This window comes from Lysinibacillus sp. EB271-A1-10B, from assembly GCF_058791335.1.
Genome location: NZ_JBYTDL010000002.1, coordinates 1 through 18,172, shown reverse-complemented (window position 1 = coordinate 18,172; position 18,172 = coordinate 1). Strand labels below are relative to the sequence as shown.

Here is an 18,172-nt window from a genome sequence, read left to right as displayed (position 1 = left end):
CTAATGCTACCTTTCTTACAAAGCTGTAACAGGCAGTTCGATGATAAACTGCAGCATACCATCCTTATACTTCGCGTCGATTTCGCCACCATGTAGTTCTACAATGCTCTTTGCAATAGCAAGTCCAAGTCCTGAGCCTTCCGCTACACTAGTTCTAGATTGATCTTTTTTATAAAATCTCTCAAATAAGCTCGTTAGCTCTTCAGATGTAAATTCATCACTTTCATTTGCAACACAGATTTGAACATTACTTTGTTTTCTTTCAAGAGAAACAAAAATCTCACCGTCACCCGAACAATATTTAATGGCATTCATTAATAAATTATCAAAGACCCTGACAATTTTTTCAGAATCCACTGAAGCAAAAATCCTCTCCTCTGAGAAATTTTTAATAAATGTACGATGATTTTCCTCCGCTTGCGGAATCAACTCCTCAATTAACTGATCGAGAAGCTCATTCATACATACCTCCTGTTGCCCAAGGACAATGCTGTCATTCGTTAGCTTCGTATATTCAAATAAATCTTCAATCAGGTTCTTTAACTGTTCAGATTTTGAGAAAGCAATTTTTATATACTCATCATATTGCTCCTTTGTGTCATACCTTTCATCTCTTAATAATCGTAAATAGCCCATAATCGAAGTAAGTGGTGTTCGTAGGTCATGTGAAACATTCGTAATTAATTCATTTTTTTGTTTTTCAATCTTCCGTTCCATCTCTATATTGGTCATAATAGCTTCGGTCATATGATTTACATTCTCTGTTAATAAAGCGATTTCATCAATTCCTTTTTTCTCAATCCGATAGGTTAAATCTCCTTTTGCGATTTCCTTAACCCCCTTAGCCAGCGCCTCGATTTGTTTCATTTTTCTTTTCGTTATATAGAAGAATGAGAAAGCAAATACAACAATTCCAATAAATAAAGGGATAATACCCTCTGTCGACTTTGCAATAACCGTCCCCTCGGGAATTCCACTAACGAACAAATAAAAGTTTTTATTATCTAAAGTTAATGGATAAAAGGCAATAAATTCTTGCCGCGATTGTTCGATTGCCGGTATTTCATAATTATAAAGTGGGTGATTTATCGCAAAATCCATTACATTTCTAATTTTATTATGTAAATCGATTTGTTCCTCTTCCACTTGTTTCGTCTTATACAATACCTTTCCGCTCTCATCGGTAACTAACACTTTCAACGCACCCTGATTTAGTGCTAATTTGTCATTTTCTGATTCAATCATTTGCTGTAAGGATTCTATACTATTATCATTGACAGCTAATTCTGCAACTTGCTGCGCTTGAAAATTTATCTGCTGCATTCCTTGACTATAATCAACTGTAGCTGTTTCATTGATATTTAAAACAAACGGGAGCGTGACCCGTGCAGCAAGTAGTCCTAAAAATGCACAAAAAATAAAAGTCGTTAATAGTTGGACTCTAATACTTTCTCGTACTTTCGTAATAGCCTTTACAATGAGTATTTTTAGTTTACTTAGTACGTATTTAAATGGCTTAATGATCTTTCTCAATTTTATAACCTACTCCCCATACGGTTTTAATATATTGAGGATTTCTTGGATTTGTCTCAATTCTTTCTCGAATTTTTCGTATATGCACCATTACCGTATTTTCAGACTGTATAGCCTCTTCCTTCCAAACCTTTTCATAAATTTGCTCAGCGCTCATGACTATGCCTTGATTTCTTGCAAGTAATTCAAGAATAGAAAACTCCCTTGGCGTAAGCTTTACCTTTTCATTGTTGACGATTACTTCATGTGTGTCGGTATTAATTCGCAGATCACCAATCTCTAACTCACTTTCGTTCATACTATCTAGTCGATTCATTTTGATATATCTACGAAGTTGAGATTTTATGCGCGCAATTAGCTCTAAAGGGTTAAAGGGCTTTGTTACATAATCATCTGCCCCTATTGATAATCCAACGATTTTATCCATATCCTGAGACTTTGCTGACAGCATAATAATAGGCATCTCGGCTATTTCCCTTACCTTCATACACATTTCAATGCCATCCACGTTCGGCATCATAATATCTAGAACAATTAAATGCACTTTATGTTTCTTTAAAAGACTTAAGCCCTCCTCTCCGTCACTTGCTTCTAGAATATCGTAGCCTTCATTTTTTAAATAAATAGCAATAAGATTTCTAATCTCTTTTTCATCATCAACTATCAGTATTGTTTCTTTCGTCATCTAATTCCACCAAATTTCAAAGTATTTTAAATTGTCAGTTGTATGTAATCAGACCTAGCATCATAACATGAGGTTGATTTTCGTTCCAACTTGGCGCTTTGTTGCTGTCGCTTCGCTTTCGCACAGAGCAAAGCTTCCTAGGGCGTTCAGTCTTCGCTCCAATCAACCTATTTCATGCAAAATATTCCTATTCATAATTACAGTTCCTAATTTTAACTATTTTTTTATTTTTCGTATATAAAAATAATAAATTCATTCTGATACCGACTTTAATTTTCGTGTATATAAATAATAAAAACATCCTGCAATACTAACGAAAGCACCAAAGTAAATACCGTATTTCGTCGCAAGCGTGGAAATGCTTTCAATGTGTTTTCCAAAGAACAAACCAAGTGTAAAGTAAATCAATGTCCAAACAAAACCTGCTGTGTAGTAATACAAAGCGTATTTTTTAAATGACATGTTATTCATACCTACTAAATACGGAAGTATATGTCTCACAATTGGTATGAAATAGCTTATCACTAAAGCAAAATGACCATACCTATCTATTAATTCTTTTGACTGTAATAAATATTTAGCCTTGTTCTTTTTCACCAATTTATCAAGTATTTTATGACCAAACACCTTTCCAAGGATAAACCCTAAGGAAAGTCCTGAAACTGCGCCAAGATAAGTTAGTACAAAAGCTTTCAACACACTCATTTTTCCTAACGATGATAAAAGTCCACCACTCATAACAATCATCTCATCCGGAAGGGGCATACCAACGATTCCTAGCCATAAGCTAAAAAATAAAGCAAAATAACCGTATTGCTCAATATATGATAGAAGATCTTGTAATCCCATTAGCTAGCCCTCACATTTCCAAGTTTGCAGCTGAGTACATAGGCTGGTGGAAGGTTAATCCATACTTTTTCATGTGAAATGTCCTTAAAATAATTTTGGATAAAGGATTTCCTAACAAGTGAATATTGGAATGTGATAAATTCTCCATCTTCTAAGCACTCCTTTACATTTTGTAAAATACGTGATGAAATGGCAGGATTCAATGATGTAAAAGGTAATCCAGATACGACATAATCAATTTTTTTAATATTTAATGCTGACATATAATCGCATAAATCCTCAGCTGATCCATGTATTACGATTATACTCGGCTCATGTTCAAATTGTTCACGAAGCTTTTCACAAAAAACTTTATTATTTTCAATAAGAATTAACTTTGTTGACTGCTCTTTTCTTTTCACTAATTCTTTCGTAAATGAACCCGTACCCGGACCTAGCTCAACAATACATCGGGCATTTTCAAAACATATTTGGCCGACCATTTTTTTTGCTAATTTTTTAGAACTAGGCGAAATCGCACCTATCGTTTTTGGATGTTTTATAAATTCAGTAAGGAACGTTAACATACATTTTCTCCCCGATCAAAGTATTATTTGAATACTTTTAATATAAAGAGCATTTCTTAAAGATTTCCGAGGAGATTTCTTAAATTTTTCTTAAGAGTCCAAAAAAAGGTTGTTAGGTCATTGGTTCTAATGATTATTTCCTTTACAAAATAGTCATACAATTGCTTCCAATAGAATAGAAACCTATATAAGGAATAATTGATACGGAAAAATAAGTGGGGTGTGAAAGGATGCTTAAACTAAATAATGCAAAAGAATTGGTACTCGGGATGGTACAACATGATCCATTGTTTGCCGTAATACAAAATACACCTTCAGAAGAAATACTTTATAATGACGGCTATTTAGCACATATTGAGAAAACAAATTATTATTCTACTTCAGAAGTCGCTAGCTGGTTTGAAATAACGGATGCGATGCTTCGCTATTATATTAAACCGTTCGAACAGTATATTTTTGATAATGCTACGAATAGCCCTAATACTAATATTCGTTTGAACCTTCCTGCCATCTTAAGACTTCGAATGATTTTACTGCTAAAAGATGAACACCGCGTCAAAGGCTTAAAGCTTTTACTAGGAATTGATGACAATGATCAACTCATTAAACACCAAATAACTGCAACAACTATGGGTACTGATGATTTAGCGAATAAGGTTGATGTTCTTGGAAATGTGCTTCAGCAAATGATTCAAACTGGGCTTTTTAATATTCTCCCAGACGAAGAACATGGCGCCCTACAAGTGACGATCAATCAAGATTTTCTCGCACAAAAAATTCAATTAGTATCCTCTGAATCGGACCTTCAAGTAGAAGAAATTCAAAAAGAAACAGCTGAGCTTAAGCTAGAAAACGAAAATTTACAAAAACAAATTTCAGAACTGCAAGAGAATAGCGTGAAGGAAATTGTGCAAAAAATTCGTGAGCGTCATATTGAAAATGAAATTGTGTCGACATTACGGACAGAAGCATTACAGCAATATTCTATAGAGAATAATGCAGGCTATTTCAGAAAACTTTTTCGTTCCTCCCAAATTGAGATGGAAAAAGAACAATTTGTGTTGGGTTATATTTCGAAGCACCTAGAAGAACGTTTAGAAGTAGCACTGAATAATTATTATGGCGAATAAATATCTTCAAGCTGCCCTCACTTGGCGTAGAACATGATGGAGTCTTTTTAAAGAAGCCATTCATGTTCTTTTTTATATCGCACAGCCATTTAGCCCCACTGTTTAGAGTTGCATTTTATAGTAATTTATTTTTTGAAAATTAGTCTTATAATCATTATAAAGAACAGTCGAAGGGGTGAAATGTATGGCAATGATTGAGGTCAATAATCTAACAAAAAAGTTTGGAGATTTTTATAGTGTACAGAATGTGGACTTACAAATCGAAAAAGGTGAAGTGTTCGGATTTTTAGGACCCAATGGTGCAGGTAAATCTACAACAATTCGGCACTTAATGGGCTTCTTACAGCCGACACAAGGTCAGTGTTTTATTAAAGGGTTAGATTGTCGCCAATCTACAGCTGAAATTCAAAAATTCGTAGGCTATTTACCTGGTGAAATTGCATTCATCGATAAAATGACTGGACAACAATTCATCAAATTTATTGCCCAAATGCGAGGGTTAAATGATTTAACAAGAGCTCATGAACTCATGCAATACTTTGAATTAAATGCTACTGGGCTTATTAAGAAAATGTCGAAGGGTATGAAGCAAAAAGTAGGTCTCATCTGCGCATTTATGCATAACCCAGAGATAGTCATTCTAGATGAACCGACAAGTGGATTAGATCCTCTTATACAAACAAAGTTTATCGATTATATTTTAGCTGAAAAAGAAAAAGGAACGACCATATTCATGTCCTCTCATATGATTGAAGAAATTGAAAAAACTTGTGACCGTGTAGCAATCCTTAATGCCGGCAAGATTGTAGCGACGGAAGCAATCGCTGACTTAAAAAAGCGAAAATCTAAAAAGTTTTTAATTGAATTTCAAAGCGAGCAAGAACTATCTCGTTTTTTAGGCGAGCCACATACTATAGAACAAACTGGACCAACACGAGCAATTATTAAAGTTCAGGGTAATGTCCAAACATTACTGCATACATTAGCAGACTATAAAATCAATGACCTCGATATCATTTCACAATCACTTGAAGATATATTCATGCATTACTACGAAAGTGGAGGGAAAGAGTCATGAACTTTACTTTGCTAAAACATGAAATCCTAGCTACTATTAAACTTTTTAGTATTATACTCGCTGTATTAATGCTCTATATCATTAGTATTGTCTATATGTATAACCCTGAAATGAGCAATACTCTTAATAAGCTTACTGAAACAATGCCAGAATTGATGTCAGCATTTGGGATGAGTAACATAGGCAATTCGTTAATTGAATTTCTATCTACTTATTTATATGGATTTTTATTACTTGTTTTGCCGTTAGTCTTTATTATTATGTTGGCAAATAAACTAATGATGGGCTATATCGATAATGGTTCCATGGCATACTTAATTGCAACACCGAATACACGTTTTAAAATTGTCTTCACGCAAGCATTTTTTTTGGTTGCCAGTATCTTTATACTGCTCACGGTAACAACTTTAATAGCCATCTTATTTTCAGGGATTCTATTTCCAAATGAACTGGATTTAAGTGCTTTTTTGACATTAAATATCGGTCTTTTTTTCTTACACTTTGCCATTAGTGGCTACTGCTTTTTAGTATCCTGCAGTAGCAAAGATTTAAGAACCTCTTATGCATATAGTACAGGAATTCCTATTCTTTTTTATTTAATTCAAGCACTTAGTAATATGGGGGGTTCTTTAGAAAAGCTTAAGTACTTCACCATTTACTCATTGTTTGCACCTGAAAAATTAATGACTCAAAATAGCTCGTCCATTTGGATGCTAGGAGCATTGTTTGTAATTGGGCTGTTATGCTATATGCTAGCTATTCGTGTTTTTGTTAAACGTGATTTGCATTTGTAAAGCTAAACGTCAGAATCTGCTTGCTTATCTTGTAGCAAGCAGATTCTTAAACTTAGGAATATAAAAACTCATTGCTGCAAAGATGCCAAATTACCAAGGAAGCGCAATAACCTAAAATGAATCATGGCTAACTCCTCCACGTTTAAATTCTCATCTCCACTGCGTAACCACTCCTGAATAACACCTAAAATCGCGGAAGTTAAAAAAGCCTCAAAGTATTGTAGAAACTCTGGGTCAAGCCCTTCTTCTCGAATCACCGAGATTCTATCCAAAATATGATTACTAAAAACTTTCTTCATTCTCCTGTTAAAGGCGGGGCTCCCTTGCTCTCCTAAAATAATTCGAAAAGCTCTTGCATGCTCTTTAATAAATTGAAATACTGCAATAAATGGCTGATATAGTTGGCCTATTTTTATCGAGTGAAAAGCATCTAGTGGTTGAACGTTTTTTACATAGCTCTCTAGTCCACTTAATAATTCCTGCTGCAAATCCTCCATCACTTCAAATTTATCTTTATAATGTAGATAAAAAGTTCCTCGATTAATATTTGCAGTAATAGCTAGGTTTTTTACTGTTACTCGCTCAAAACCTACTTTCTCTATTTGTACAAGTAATGCAAGTTTTATAGCTCGTTTCGTTTCAAAATTCATGATATCGTGAATAGACATTTAGAACCCCCATTGTATTATCACTTTATTCCGTTAGTATTTAGCCATGTTGTTAGATGATTACCTCAATGGTTACCTCAATAATTACAACAAGTTCAAAAAGTAATAGTCATTACAGCATTTACCTTATTTATCGGGTCTTTTTTATTAATTTCCAACAATCTAATTTAGTAAAATAGTTATTTTTTAAAATTTTTAGGCGGTATACACCCTTAGTTGTTAAAAACTGCACTATTACTCATTGAATTAGATGATTATAGCTACTATGTACTATGAATTTGTTTGGACTAGGTAATCTATGCTAGTGGAAATTATCAATCAAAAGTTAGGTTACACAAAACAAACGATACAGAAAGTAAATACGATCACTTTTAGAGCCAGTCAGTACAACCATGTGACAGACAGTTATGAAAAGAAAAAACTCCTTCAACGTTGGTGTCAAATTGGCATTCATCTCGTACAACGAGATTTATACAGTGCGTTTTTACTGATGAATAGTGAACCAAATTTACAACAAACTAATCGAGACTTATGTCATAAAACGTTTACTACCTTTTAGCGTTGCACAATCAACATATAGAAGACTTAAGACAAGTAAAGAAAACATTCCCTTTTAGCATGGGTATCCAAAATCAAGTAGGGGTATTCCTCCGTAGGTAGAGCTACCTGCCTTCGTTAAAACTTATTGCCAACACAACATCGGTTGTGTAAATAAAAAAGTCTTATAGAACAGAAGATAAATCAAAGATGTTGTACACAGGACATGATCTGTGGAGAGCTTTGTAACGCTTCTCTTAAGTATATAAGAACCCCACTGCTTTAGCTGTGGGAGTAGTCAGTTAACACTTTTTAGTTATTTGTTTATTGTAATTCCCCATTCACTGCCTTAAAATTTCAGGTATCAACACTGTGTTCAGTAAAGGAGAGATGGATATATGGGAAACAATGCAATTTCATTAAACTCCATAGAAAAAAAGTTTCACCAAAAACAAGTAATTGCCCCGCTTTCCTTAGAAATTCCTAAGGGACAGCTTATTGGCTTACTTGGCCCTTCAGGCTGTGGAAAAACGACGTTAATTAAAATGATTATGGGAATGATCAAGCCCGATAATGGTCATATTCAAGTGTTAAATCATACAGTCCCCCATAAGCAATTACTGACGGATATCGGTTATATGGCACAATCTGATGCACTGTATTTGGATTTAACCGGTGAAGAGAATCTCCATTTTTTTGCTAAGCTTTATCGATTATCCAAAAAAGAACGTACGGAGCGTGTCAATTATGCTGCAAGCCTTGTTCATTTAACGGATGATTTAAATACTAAAGTGTTGAATTATTCTGGGGGGATGAAACGGAGATTATCCCTTGCAATTGCCCTTATCCAAAATCCCAAGTTGTTAATTTTAGATGAGCCAACTGTTGGGATTGATCCCGTATTGAAAAAAGAAATTTGGCAGGAGTTAATTCGTCTAAAAAACGATGAGCATAAAACAATTTTAGTAACGACACATGCAATGGATGAAGCAGAGCGCTGTGACCAGCTAGCTATGCTACGTAATGGTCATATTATCGCGCATGGAACACCTCATGAATTGAAGGCTCATTATCAGGCAAAGGATTTTGATGAAGTGTTTTTAAAAGCAGGAGGTGAAGCACTATGAGAATCGGTGCAATTGTTACTAGAATTATGCAGCAAATGATACGTGATAAACGTACACTTGGCTTATTATTTTTTGCCCCTCTTCTTGTGCTTTCGTTAATGTATTTTGTTTTTAATAGTAACGAACCTGACATGACACTAGTCGTATCAAATGGACCTGCTTCAATAATTGAAAAGCTTGAAGATGCGGATTTTCATGTTATCGAAAAAAATGATTTTTCTATTGCCAGTCTAAAAGATGAAAAATATGATGGCTGGCTAGCTTTTCAGCAAACTCAATTGAAGCTCACATTATTAAATGATGATCCTTCAACAGCTAAGGCTTTAAAGATGAAGCTTTCTCAGGTTTTACAGCCCGAACAATCTGCCATGATGAAGTTGAAAACTGATTATGTATATGGCGATGAAAATACCGCTATTTTTGATATTTTCAGCCCGATGCTAACAGGCTTCTTTGTATTCTTTTTCGTCTTTTTAATTACAGGTATAGCGTTGTTAAAAGAACGAACTTCTGGGACTTTGGAACGCTTACTAGCGACACCGATTAAACGTTCTGAAATTGTCGCTGGTTATATGATTGGCTATGGATTGTTTGCTTTTATTCAAACAATTATTATTGTGCTATTCGGGGTTTATGTCCTTGATATTGTACACGTTGGCTCCATTTGGCTTGTGCTACTAATCAATATTGTTGTTGCACTTGTTTCATTATCATTAGGAGCTCTGTTATCAAGTTTTGCCGCTTCAGAGTTTCAAATGATGCAATTTATCCCGCTTGTCATTGTGCCGCAAATTTTCTTTTCAGGTATTTTCCCACTGGATAATATGGTGGAGTGGCTACAAAATATAGGTCGAATTATGCCACTATACTATGCCGCTGACGCGTTGAATGGGGTTATGTATAAAGGATATACCTTTAGTGAGATTCTAGCCGACTTAGCGATTCTTGCTTGTTTCGCTCTTGTATTTATTACATTAAATATTGTAAGTCTCAAAAAATATCGATCATTATAATTGAAACGGTTCTGCTCAAAAATTGGGCAGAACCTTTTTTACTAACTAAGCTCATCACGAAAAGTTAGGAATGACATTTAAAGTGTTAATCTTCGTTCCGGCTGGGCGACTCTTTGGGGATCAGCAACAGAGGAACAAGGGAATTGCATTTTTCGCTTCTTGTGCGCTATTTTACCCTTTTTAATTTCAAACCTAAAGGTATGAATATGTTGTTAATCAAGGGATAGCATAGGCTAGCTATGGCTTACTTTTTCTAATGACTCAGCAAAATTGGCGATCATTCTCTGAGTTGGAGAATTAGAATTTACAGAACGCGGATATGCCGCTTCCAGCCTAATTAATTCCTTATATAGACCATCATACATTGAGCCTGTTATGATTGGTCTGTTTTGTTCGTAAAGCTTATCGTGCACAATAATTGTGTTTTGTAAGGCCGAAATATAATCGTCGGTGGATATTAGATTTAACTCTAAGCTTTCTAATTTGTTGATTGAGTAGTTATCATTGCTTAAATCAAGCCCCTTTAATAAACCATGGTGTACAAACGCGTTAGCAATTGATAGAGCCGTCTCATGCTGCACCACATTAACAACAAGTAGTGCCTCTGTCTGTTTTGTTACATTGTCTGAATGGTAATGAAAAATAGCTTTCATTACCGGATAGTTAAACCTTTCCTCACTTGATTGTAATTGATCGAATAATGTAATTTCTTTTGTCATATACTTTGACTCCCTAATGTTTATTCATTTCTAAAACATGAAAAAGCACTTCAATATGACAAATGTTCAAACTACTCCCTTTGGAAGTAATTGAACACTTGCTATTGAAGTGCTTTTTTTGTCTCTTCACCGTGTGGTTAGAGCTAATCAGTTAAAATATTAAACTCTAAATAAAATTGAATTGCTGTAAAAGTAAAAATCGCCAATACAATCCACAGGTAATTAAGCCACCATGAGCTAGCTTTTTTATTGATTTTTCTATAAAGGGTTAAATAATTCTCAAACATCCAAATAATCCAAAGAAAAACATAAATCATGAAAAAATTTTGTTTATCAACAAATTTAAATGTAACAATCAAAAAAAATGTACAATATAAAAATGCTCTCATCGAAGGAAATTTTAGCATTTTAAATTCTAGTATAGGATTAATATACCTATTTTTCCTTTCCCTGTATTATAGTAATCGGTTATAATCCTCCCTTACCAATTTAAATAACCATTTTTTGGTTTAGCATCTCTTCGGTCGGAATAATCAAATAAAATTTGACCTGGGCTATATACGCCCACCAAATAATCTGCAAATACAATTACTCCTGAAATTACACTACTTATTAATAAATTTGAGGCACCTCTTCGTTGAAGAGATTTTCTAATTTGTGTCGAAAATATACTTCTTTTAACTTTAATAAATTATTGAACAGCTTTAGCAAATAATTTACCCGAGGCCCATACTCTAAAACCAGATAGCGCTGCCATCAAACCCATATTGATTAAAGTTGCTATTGATGCTCTAGAATTCCAAAATACATTCTTCCAATATTAACCATTACGATCTGCGTTCATCACTGGATTATTTTTCGCATAATTATAGCCATTCAACGATAAAGGATCCATTGTATCACCTCGGACAGGGTCTAGTGATAAGAACACACCTATATTCGGATTATAATAACGTGCCATTAAATAATAAAGCTTTGTACTCTCATCGTAACGATAGCCAGCATAGCGGTATGGGTTGATAGTATCCATATCATTTGTACCACTTTGTGTTAAAATGTTACCCCATGCGTCATATGTGTAGGATGCAACGAGCTTGCCATTTTCATCTGTCATCCCAAGTACATCACCACGATAATTTGTGATGTACTTATAAGGGTGTCCTTTGTAAACCATTGTGAGTAGATATCCGTTATCATCGTAAACGTAACTTCTTACTGCGTAAGAGCTTTTATCCTTTCATAGAGAACGCGGCTGCTATCTCCATCATAAGTGTACTAGCATTCTCTGTTCTTAAGTCTACTAATTCTATTGGTTCTTTTTCTTCACGCTTCTTTTCTTTTACATTTTTTGCTTCTACTTGTAGCGCAAAATTTTCAAAAGGAATATACGCGATGAATAACGTAAGTACTACACTACAAACTAATAATTTTCCTAAAAAACTTTTCAATTAATCTACTCTCCTAAAAGTTAACATGTATATTTTTGCCCCCCCCCAAAGACAACCAATATATACTATCACCATTAGTTTTTACAGTATAATGGTAATATATAGTTGATAATATTTTCTTTTTAATAGTAACGGGCTGACAGTTCAGAGTCTCACGCCCCAGTACCTTCTGCCAAGGCTACTGATAGATTAAATTAAATCTAAATAAGAAAAGTTCAACCAGAAAGTTCTGGCTGAACTCTATAATACGAAAGCATCCGTTAGTTGAATTAGTACTTACTCTATAACATCTCCCATTAGCAAAAGTACAAATATTCATCTATACTTATTTTACAGATAATGGTCTAAAATTTCGTAAGTACGGACATATAGAAACGAAAATGACTTATAATAAAAAGCCTAAAAATAAAGGTGTGTAAAGATGAATACGATTATGGAAATTCAGAACATTTCTAAACAGTATAGAGGTAAAAAAATCTTAGAACATGCTACATTTTCTATTTACGCTAATCAAATTATAGCTATTGTAGGAAAAAATGGAGCAGGTAAGAGTACCCTTCTAAAAATTATTGCGGAATTAGTTGATGCTGACAGTGGTTCTATTGTGAAGCATCGACAATCATTAAAAATTGGCTATGTGCCAGAAGTGACCCCTTCACATATTTTATTTACGCCAGAAGAATATCTTTATCATATGGGCCGTATTCGAGGCATGACCAAAAAACAACTACAGCAAAAAATAAATGAGTTACTTGAATTATTTCATTTACAGGAAGCTCGAAACATTCGGATTGTTAACTTTTCTAAAGGTATGAAACAAAAGGTTATGATTATGCAGGCAATGCTTGAAGACACAGACCTGCTAATCTTAGATGAGCCACTATCAGGACTTGATCCTAAAGCCCAAAGTGATTTAGAAGAAACCCTTTCGATATTAAAGGCTAAAGGGATAAGTATCGTTTTAACATGTCACGAACCAAAATTACTTCAACATCTTGTTGATACCGTTCTTGTTATTCAAAATAACAAAGTCAATCAAACTGATTCATTACATAAGAGTCATACATTGAAAAATAAATTAATTTTTGAGATTTCAAGCTTGAATTTATTGGATGACATGCTACCCATTCTTGAAATTCAACAACAAAATCTTTTAGACAACGGTTGTTATGAGGTTATCACCATTATTAAGGCCGCGGAAACAGACCGAGTATTATTAGAGCTACTACACAAAAAAAACTCAATTAAACAATTAATCCCGATCAATGAAAAGGAGGAACAATTCTTTACCCATTTTTAATGAGGAAGAATAGACGCCGATATGACTAGTTTATTACGTTATCAATTTATTAATTATTTAAGAACCTATCAATACGTTCCACCTTTTTCAATTTTCATATTATGTCTTGTTGTTAATTATACTTTTGTACCAAATCCAATATTAGATAGTTATTCGTTTACAGCTATCATTCTATTTTTTCTAATGGGGTGGTTTACAATTACACTATTTCACGCGGAAGATGAAGGACAAAAAGTAATTACAACACTTCATGCCAAAAGTCGAACACACTATAATTTAGGAATTTTTATAATTTGTGTACTCATTGGTTTTTTCTTAAGCTTTGTATCAGTAGTCTACCCTACTCTTATTGGCGCCTTTGGAGAAAAACCAAGATTTATACATCAATTACTAGGATTCCTCTCACATTTTAGTTTAGCTGTACTAGCGATTGCACTTTCAGCTATATTTACGAGAGAACTCGTTAAAAATAAACAAAATACTTGGTGGGGTGTACTTGGCATCTTAATTGTTTCTGTCGTCATTGCTACTTTAAAAGAAACAATTCTTCAGATCAAAGGGCTTATTTGGTTACTTCCCCCTGTCCGCCTTTCATTAGAAATGATGGGCTCAGAAGACTCCATTAAATCAATCCCTAACAGTTTTTATTGGCAATTTACTTGGATCTTCACCTATTCGGCCTTTGTCATCATGTTGTTCTTCCTTCTTTCGAATCGAAAAAGGAGATAAATTCCTTAAGAAAAGAGCGTTCAATTCTCTTAAAAGTAAGCAAAAATGTAGGAACAATATTTACATTAACCATTCCTATTATTTAAATTTCCAAGAAAATAATTTCAAAAAAATAAGTATATAAGTAATAAAAGTCAGAAAAAAACGGAGAGTGAAGACATGATTCATGACATTGAAGAATATGTAAAATATTTAGAGGGTGTTCATAAACGAACGATACAATATGTAAAGGTAATAAATGAAGAACTTTTAGATTGGAAACCTTCAGAAGATAAATTTTCTATAGGTGATTTATTGCGACATATTGCATCAGCTCGTTTGATGTTTCTTGGTATATTTGAACATGGTTCGTGGACGTATGCAGGACATGATACTAGTAAGGGGACTTCTCTTGAGGATATTTCAAATTATTTAGAGTCATGCCAAGTTAAATTAACAGAGGGTTTACTGAAAATCGGCAATGATATATTGTCAAAAAAGGTTTTAACCCTTCATGGTCATGAAGTTAGTGCTTGGAGAATACTTATGTCCATTCCCGAACATGAAATCCATCATCGTGGGCAAATCTCTTCATACTTACAAATGAACAAGATTGAACCGCCTCAAATTTTCGGATTAAAGATTGAGCAAGTAAAAACATTATGATTTTTTGAAAGAGTATGGACATCATCTTATATCCAAAGCTTATTTTTGCCTTTATATTAACCCCCTGTTATATAGAAATTATAAATCAGTGGGGTTTTTATCGTCCCCTATTCGTTATTTGTCTCCATCAGTATTCTATAGCAGTTAATGCCAGATAAAAAAGGACCTATTGCAAATTATTATTTCGATAATTTGATTTGTTTTGATGATATGTCATAGCTATGCAAACGGTTAGTATACTTCCCAAAAATGAATCGATGATACGTACAACCATTATTCCATAGCTGTTAATCGATAACCTATCGATTATGTACCAAAGACATACATATAGTAGCGTTAAAATAAATATTAAAACCCAAAAATCGAGCTTCTTTTTAGCGGAAATTTTCGGAATATCTTTATTCTTATTTAATGATGCCCTGTAATACATATAACCGATAATAAGTGAAATCCCCAAAAGTGTACTACCATGTTGCAAAAATTTATAAATGGGTATTTGATAGCCATACAGATTGAAGGTATAGGTCAGAGTTGGGAAATTCCTTACCATAAATCCATTTGTATGTGTAAAAGAATCCCATACTACATGCGTTAACATTCCAAACAATGCTGAGTAACAAAAAATGACTGTCTTCCATTTTTTACTTCCCACCACTTTGTAGCTGGATGTATCTTGCAGAAAGTTAGATAAATGGTGGATTACTTTCAAACGTATAATTCGATGATAAATAAAGTAAATAATTACCACTAATGGGAGATTGAATAGTAAAAAACCTGTGTAGGTATGCCCTATCTCTCCTATAGGTTATCCTCGTAAAAAATATTCAAAGTCAGGCGCCATACTACCTAAAACCATTGCGGAAAAATTAATATATTTACTTTTTCTGGTGAAAGGTAATACTGCCGCCGGATGAGCAAATGTTAATGGCATAGTGTCCCGGTATCCCCCTCCTATTTAATAATGTATTTATTACAACGTTTCTCATTTCTAAAAGTTACTTTGAAATGAAATGATCCGCATATTCCATCAACATATCTTTCTGTTGTAAGAAATAATTTAATAAGGACCTTATAATAAATCCACTTACACTAAAAGAAATAATATCAAATGAAGGGGGTTTTCTTGTGAAAAACAAGGTACTTATTCATGCTCAAAACCTATATAAGACATATTCCACGGGTAACACAAAGTATTCTTTTAGAATATGGCATATGTAGTTACCCCCTTTTAATCAATTGGCCAACACCTATCGGATTATCTCTCTTAAGTGTTGTGGCAGCCTGTCTTGGTTGCTGGGTATCGACGAAAATCATCGCCAAAACCTCACCGAGAATTTTGCTTGTTGAATAAAAATGCCCCCAATCTACTTAGGTAGTGGGGGCATTCATTTTAATATATTCATAACTATCAAGTTCGTGTTATAATATTCCAAAAAATAAAAGAAATTTACTTCTCTGGGTTATCAATTTACCAAGAGATCCTTTCTTTCCTAATGGGTATGCCGACATCTGCCTAGCACAAATGTTTACAGTACACCGTTTAGACGAGAAAACAACTATCATATGTAAATATTTTTTGGGAGATGATTGTATGAAACGAGCACATATTCATGAATTAAATATTACTCGTGCATTATCCATTTTAGCTGTACTTATTATCCATGCTACTAGTACACCTGTTACGGTTTTACCAAGTGACTCAAAACTATATCCGCTTTATATATTTTTTAACATTTCCTCTAAATTTGCTGTCCCTGTATTTATTTTCTTAAGTGGATTTGTTTTATTTTACAATTATATACAAAAGGACTTAACAAAAGAGCTGGTCGTTAGTTTTTATAAAAAAAGAGTGACGCAAATTCTCATTCCTTTTCTCTTTTTTTCTATTTTCTATTATGCTGCTATTCAAATTTTTTTGACGGGTGATTTATCATTAACATGGCATGCACTATTTAGTGTGGAATTTCTTGAAAAACTTTTAATTGGAAAAGCGTATACGCATTTATACTATATTTTTATTATTGTACAGTTCTATTTGATGTTCCCTTTATTCCTATATGTTTTAAAGAAAAAACCCGCCCTATCCACTCATCTCATTTGGATTGGATTTGCCCTTCAATGGGGCTTTATTTTGTTAAATGCAGAGTTTTGGCAATATCCATATAGAGGAAGTATCTCATTTTCTTATTTTGCCTATTTCTTAGCAGGTGGATTTTTAGGCATCTATTTTGAAAAATACAAAAGATGGATCCATCTAAAAAAAGGGGATTTCCATATTGCTATCCTATTTATCTGGATTATATGGCTATTTTCTACCTTTTATAATGTATATTTATATTATTTTGCATTCTCAGCTAAAACCTATTTAACTAACAGTATTGTATTTGAAATTGTTTTTCAGCTACAATCTATAACAGCAAGCGTTGTCTTATTACAGTTTTCCTTCTGGATTTATAACAAATGGAATAAAGCGATTGTCAATTGCTTAATTAGCTTAGGCACACTATCATTTGGTATCTATCTATTACATCCATATTTCCTTTTCCTTTATAGACAAATTCCTATAAGTGGAAACAGTATTTTATTTCATATATGGAGTGTTGGTGGGTTTCTTGTTGCCCTATTCGTCACTTGGGCTATTGTATTTTTAATAGGAAGATATTTTAAATATCATTGGATTGCGTTTGGACCGATTCCGAAAGAGTTTCCATACAAAAAGTAAGTATAACAAGACCTCGTACACGCGGTAGTACCGTGTACGAGGTCTTGTTAATTATTTGCTTGGTCGTGCAAATCGCCAATTCAATTTAGTGCAATCATTTAAAGGCAACGCTCTTACCTATTAAGTTTGCAAAAACAACTCCAAAAAATCTTCTTCAGAACAAACAATAATATTATTTCTTCTTAGTAATGCAGTAGTTACGCCTACGCCACCTAATTTTGTACCATTGAAATCACCATTGTAAATCATTGCACTGCCACATGATGGACTATACTCTTTTAATACAACCTTAGTTGCACCTATTTCGAGTGCTTTATGTAATGTTGCATATGCGCCCTTTAAATAAAGCTCCGTAACATCCCGACCAGATATTTCAACAACTCTCGCTTTTCCATCTAGAACGTCTTCACCATCTCCACCAACAATTTCAGCGGGCTCACGAGGCGTCGAAAAACCTCCCATAAGTTTGAAGTGACCCCTAAAAGTTAGACACGGTTATTTCATTAGGCAGCTTGAGTAAAATGAGTTCGGTATTGAACCGGACTCATTTTTAATTTTGCCTTCATCCGTTTCGTATTGTAATAATCAATATATTTTTCTAATTCTTTTTTGAAATGCTCGACACTTTT

18 protein-coding genes and 3 pseudogenes are annotated in these 18,172 nt (G+C 33.8%); 10 read left to right on the top strand and 11 right to left on the bottom strand.

Features of this window, described 5'->3' with window-relative positions; genetic code table 11:
• Positions 1-15: 15 nt before the first annotated feature.
• The 4 genes from AC3WSK_RS02865 to AC3WSK_RS02850 all read right to left on the bottom strand — a co-directional run bounded on the left by AC3WSK_RS02865 (position 16) and on the right by AC3WSK_RS02850 (position 3,633).
• Complete coding sequence (locus AC3WSK_RS02865) at positions 16-1,533, bottom strand: sensor histidine kinase (protein WP_427482963.1); 1,518 nt, start codon at positions 1,531-1,533, stop codon at positions 16-18.
• Positions 1,517-2,218 (bottom strand): response regulator transcription factor, encoded by a 702-nt coding sequence (locus AC3WSK_RS02860; protein WP_079560847.1) that lies wholly within the window; start codon positions 2,216-2,218, stop codon positions 1,517-1,519. The genes AC3WSK_RS02865 and AC3WSK_RS02860 overlap by 17 nt, the downstream gene beginning before the upstream one ends.
• A gap of 252 nt (positions 2,219-2,470) precedes the next feature.
• On the bottom strand, positions 2,471-3,067 hold the full coding sequence (locus tag AC3WSK_RS02855) for a DedA family protein (protein WP_079560846.1): 597 nt from the start codon (positions 3,065-3,067) through the stop codon (positions 2,471-2,473).
• The gene (locus AC3WSK_RS02850) at positions 3,067-3,633 is read right to left on the bottom strand and encodes a class I SAM-dependent methyltransferase (RefSeq protein WP_079560845.1); all 567 of its coding nucleotides are present in this window, start codon (positions 3,631-3,633) and stop codon (positions 3,067-3,069) included. The genes AC3WSK_RS02855 and AC3WSK_RS02850 overlap by 1 nt, the downstream gene beginning before the upstream one ends.
• A gap of 230 nt (positions 3,634-3,863) precedes the next feature.
• On the opposite strand from AC3WSK_RS02850, the gene AC3WSK_RS02845 reads away from it, so the two are divergent.
• From AC3WSK_RS02845 to AC3WSK_RS02835, 3 genes and pseudogenes are all read left to right on the top strand, one after another.
• The gene (locus AC3WSK_RS02845) at positions 3,864-4,763 is read left to right on the top strand and encodes a hypothetical protein (protein ID WP_492414130.1); all 900 of its coding nucleotides are present in this window, start codon (positions 3,864-3,866) and stop codon (positions 4,761-4,763) included.
• 190 nt (positions 4,764-4,953) lie between these two features.
• A pseudogene (locus tag AC3WSK_RS02840) lies at positions 4,954-5,863 on the top strand (ABC transporter ATP-binding protein).
• Positions 5,838-6,635, top strand: coding sequence for an ABC transporter permease subunit (locus AC3WSK_RS02835; RefSeq protein ID WP_427482965.1), 798 nt, complete (start codon positions 5,838-5,840; stop codon positions 6,633-6,635). The pseudogene AC3WSK_RS02840 and the gene AC3WSK_RS02835 overlap by 26 nt, the downstream one beginning before the upstream one ends.
• Before the next feature lie 68 nt (positions 6,636-6,703).
• Here the strand turns inward: AC3WSK_RS02835 and AC3WSK_RS02830 are convergent, their stop codons facing one another.
• Positions 6,704-7,303, bottom strand: a complete 600-nt coding sequence (locus tag AC3WSK_RS02830) for a TetR/AcrR family transcriptional regulator (protein ID WP_079560842.1) — start codon at positions 7,301-7,303, stop codon at positions 6,704-6,706.
• Between the two features lie 298 nt (positions 7,304-7,601).
• Between AC3WSK_RS02830 and AC3WSK_RS02825 the strand changes: the two genes are divergently transcribed.
• From AC3WSK_RS02825 to AC3WSK_RS02815, 3 genes are all read left to right on the top strand, one after another.
• On the top strand, positions 7,602-7,862 hold the full coding sequence (locus AC3WSK_RS02825) for a hypothetical protein (RefSeq protein WP_492414132.1): 261 nt from the start codon (positions 7,602-7,604) through the stop codon (positions 7,860-7,862).
• A gap of 376 nt (positions 7,863-8,238) precedes the next feature.
• Positions 8,239-8,967: an ABC transporter ATP-binding protein gene (locus tag AC3WSK_RS02820; RefSeq protein ID WP_079560841.1), complete on the top strand. Its 729-nt coding sequence runs from the start codon at positions 8,239-8,241 to the stop codon at positions 8,965-8,967.
• A complete protein-coding gene (locus AC3WSK_RS02815) occupies positions 8,964-9,980 on the top strand; it encodes an ABC transporter permease (protein WP_492414133.1) in 1,017 nt (338 codons plus the stop codon). Before AC3WSK_RS02820 ends, AC3WSK_RS02815 begins: the two co-directional genes overlap by 4 nt.
• Before the next feature lie 233 nt (positions 9,981-10,213).
• On the opposite strand, the gene AC3WSK_RS02810 is transcribed toward AC3WSK_RS02815, so the two are convergent.
• The 3 genes from AC3WSK_RS02810 to AC3WSK_RS02800 form a co-directional block, all read right to left on the bottom strand.
• A complete protein-coding gene (locus AC3WSK_RS02810; protein WP_492414134.1) occupies positions 10,214-10,699 on the bottom strand; it encodes a DNA ligase LigA-related protein in 486 nt (161 codons plus the stop codon).
• 820 nt (positions 10,700-11,519) lie between these two features.
• A complete protein-coding gene (locus tag AC3WSK_RS02805; RefSeq protein ID WP_427482969.1) occupies positions 11,520-11,873 on the bottom strand; it encodes an RHS repeat-associated core domain-containing protein in 354 nt (117 codons plus the stop codon).
• A gap of 55 nt (positions 11,874-11,928) precedes the next feature.
• Positions 11,929-12,147 carry a hypothetical protein gene (locus AC3WSK_RS02800; RefSeq protein WP_427482970.1) on the bottom strand — a complete coding sequence of 73 codons (219 nt, stop codon included), beginning with the start codon at positions 12,145-12,147 and terminating at the stop codon, positions 11,929-11,931.
• A gap of 421 nt (positions 12,148-12,568) precedes the next feature.
• Between AC3WSK_RS02800 and AC3WSK_RS02795 the strand changes: the two genes are divergently transcribed.
• The 3 genes from AC3WSK_RS02795 to AC3WSK_RS02785 all read left to right on the top strand — a co-directional run bounded on the left by AC3WSK_RS02795 (position 12,569) and on the right by AC3WSK_RS02785 (position 14,821).
• Complete coding sequence (locus AC3WSK_RS02795; RefSeq protein WP_427482971.1) at positions 12,569-13,447, top strand: ABC transporter ATP-binding protein; 879 nt, start codon at positions 12,569-12,571, stop codon at positions 13,445-13,447.
• A 21-nt stretch (positions 13,448-13,468) separates the two neighbouring features.
• The gene (locus AC3WSK_RS02790) at positions 13,469-14,176 is read left to right on the top strand and encodes an ABC transporter permease (RefSeq protein ID WP_079560837.1); all 708 of its coding nucleotides are present in this window, start codon (positions 13,469-13,471) and stop codon (positions 14,174-14,176) included.
• Positions 14,177-14,335: 159 nt separating this feature from the next.
• A complete protein-coding gene (locus AC3WSK_RS02785; RefSeq protein WP_427482972.1) occupies positions 14,336-14,821 on the top strand; it encodes a DinB family protein in 486 nt (161 codons plus the stop codon).
• Positions 14,822-14,987: 166 nt separating this feature from the next.
• Here AC3WSK_RS02785 and AC3WSK_RS02780 read toward each other — a convergent pair.
• Positions 14,988-15,752 (bottom strand): annotated as a pseudogene (locus tag AC3WSK_RS02780) (DUF4184 family protein).
• Positions 15,753-16,412: 660 nt separating this feature from the next.
• Here AC3WSK_RS02780 and AC3WSK_RS02775 point away from each other — a divergent pair.
• A complete protein-coding gene (locus AC3WSK_RS02775; protein WP_427482974.1) occupies positions 16,413-17,543 on the top strand; it encodes an acyltransferase in 1,131 nt (376 codons plus the stop codon).
• A 120-nt stretch (positions 17,544-17,663) separates the two neighbouring features.
• On the opposite strand, the pseudogene AC3WSK_RS02770 reads toward AC3WSK_RS02775, so the two are convergent.
• Positions 17,664-18,011: pseudogene (locus AC3WSK_RS02770) on the bottom strand (2-thiouracil desulfurase family protein); the annotation flags it as partial.
• A gap of 35 nt (positions 18,012-18,046) precedes the next feature.
• Positions 18,047-18,172 (bottom strand): IS3 family transposase (locus AC3WSK_RS02765; RefSeq protein ID WP_492534972.1); only part of this gene is annotated, 126 nt, incomplete at its 5' end.